We start from the raw sequence: 1,677 nt of genomic DNA, 5'->3' as shown, positions 1-1,677 counted from the left end.
GGGCTTGCGAAAGCCAACTTGCACGGGGCGAATGATCAAAAAGTGCTCGCTGGCGGTGATAGGGAAAGTGTCGGCGCCGGCTTCACGGATTCAGGTTTATGCCCCGTCTCGTTTTCTAATATATTTAAAAAATCATCCATTAATTTGTCCAGTTGGCTAGCTGGAAAATCAAGGGGAGGAGGCCAGCCTGCCTTTAGAAATAAGATTGGGGTAGCTTCGTTTCGTTCTTTAAGGTAATGAGCAACTTCGGTTATCCAGTTTGATTCGTCTAGCAACCGATTACATCCATCTTGAAAAGGCTTATGAAAGGGCTCAGTTTCGGATCGAAATTGTTCAAATTGGCGTTGCAGAGGGTTATTCAAAATCTTGTTTAGTGCTTCTTTGTTTATGATGCTTCGATTTATATTCATAACTATTCACTCCGTTATAAGCTTTATTGGTTGAGTAAGAGAGTATGGTTCTCACATCTCTAGTTTCCTGTTGTTGCTATTTCCACTGCATAAATGCAGATAAATTGACAGTCTTACAGTATAGAAGGTTCAATGAAATTGTGTTGTTCACAAATAATATTTGGCAGAAGATAGAGTGGCGTTAATCGTAATCATAGGACCGCAGAATCGTTCATAGATTCACTACAAGGGGAACGTCAATTGTAGGGGATTAGAAAAGCCTGGAAAGGCCGAGGGTGCGGATTTTGACCCCGTTCAGGAGCCTACCACCAGAGACGATATGTATTTTTTAGAAATTAAAAAGTATGCGAAGGAACAGATAGCGGAACAGCTTGAAAATTGGTAGCAAATATAGGCCAGCAACTAACTGGCCTGTTTTACTCTTTTTTATTTCTTAAACTCACCTTTCACAACTCTTTCACCATTCTCTGTGTAAGTTACTGTTAGCTCGAAATTTTCTCTTCTTTTTCGAACATCATTCCAGTCACCTTTAGCAAAATAGTGAGGGTTAAACTCATAATACCCTCTGCTTATCTGCTTGATTATACCTGATTTTTTTAATTTCATTAGCGCATTATCAAACATTTGGGTTGGTCTAGCTTTAGTCGGCTTGATGCCTAGCCTTTCCATAATTTCTAGCTTAACGTAGCTGTTTAAAATCACAGTTCCTTCATAATTCATCTTCTTAACTAACTCAAAAAGAATATTTGATGTTGAGTTAGGAAGGTTATGTATTGCTGTCAAATCCTGTATATACAACTTAATGAAAGGAGGTTCAGAAGGCATCTTATATACTTTGCATTCTTCTGATTCTGTTACCTCTCCCGTCCCAGGATTAAAGCGCGTATGTTTGCTAATCATTGTGACTTTTTTCTTTGCATTTGCCATTTTTATTCCTCCACTTTCTAACTTTTTATTGTTTGCGATAATATTATTATAACATAATAAAACAAACTTCAAGAAGTTAGAAAGAAATATTTTCCAATGCGTATTTATGGGCTTAAAAATGGCGTTAAGTTTCTAATCACTGCGGTTAGAAACTTATGCATAAAATACGGTATTTTTAGAGTGTGCGTTATTGACTGCAATATTTAAGCTATAGAGCTTTAAATAAGGCGTTTTTATTTTTTACCTGAATCCGTGAGACCGGCCCCCGGAAGCACTTCTAACCCACTGACCTGCATGGCAATATAGCCATTATCGCCATTCACCCAGACAGTGCCATGCC

The 1,677-nt window shown here is 38.2% G+C and carries 2 protein-coding genes; both read right to left on the bottom strand.

Going from position 1 to position 1,677, the window contains the following annotated elements; all coding sequences use genetic code 11:
• Positions 1–35 precede the first annotated feature (35 nt).
• Positions 36–410 (bottom strand): hypothetical protein, encoded by a 375-nt coding sequence (locus tag BIS10_RS18650; protein WP_253507748.1) that lies wholly within the window; start codon positions 408–410, stop codon positions 36–38.
• Positions 411–836: 426 nt separating this feature from the next.
• Positions 837–1,337, bottom strand: a complete 501-nt coding sequence (locus BIS10_RS18645; protein ID WP_083026553.1) for a replication/maintenance protein RepL — start codon at positions 1,335–1,337, stop codon at positions 837–839.
• Positions 1,338–1,677: the final 340 nt, after the last annotated feature.

The sequence above is a fragment of the Halomonas sp. 707B3 genome, assembly GCF_024158645.1.
Classification (GTDB): Bacteria; Pseudomonadota; Gammaproteobacteria; order Pseudomonadales; family Halomonadaceae; genus Vreelandella; species Vreelandella lionensis.
The sequence above is the reverse complement of the archived record's forward strand: the minus strand, read 5'-3'. Positions and strand labels throughout refer to the sequence as shown.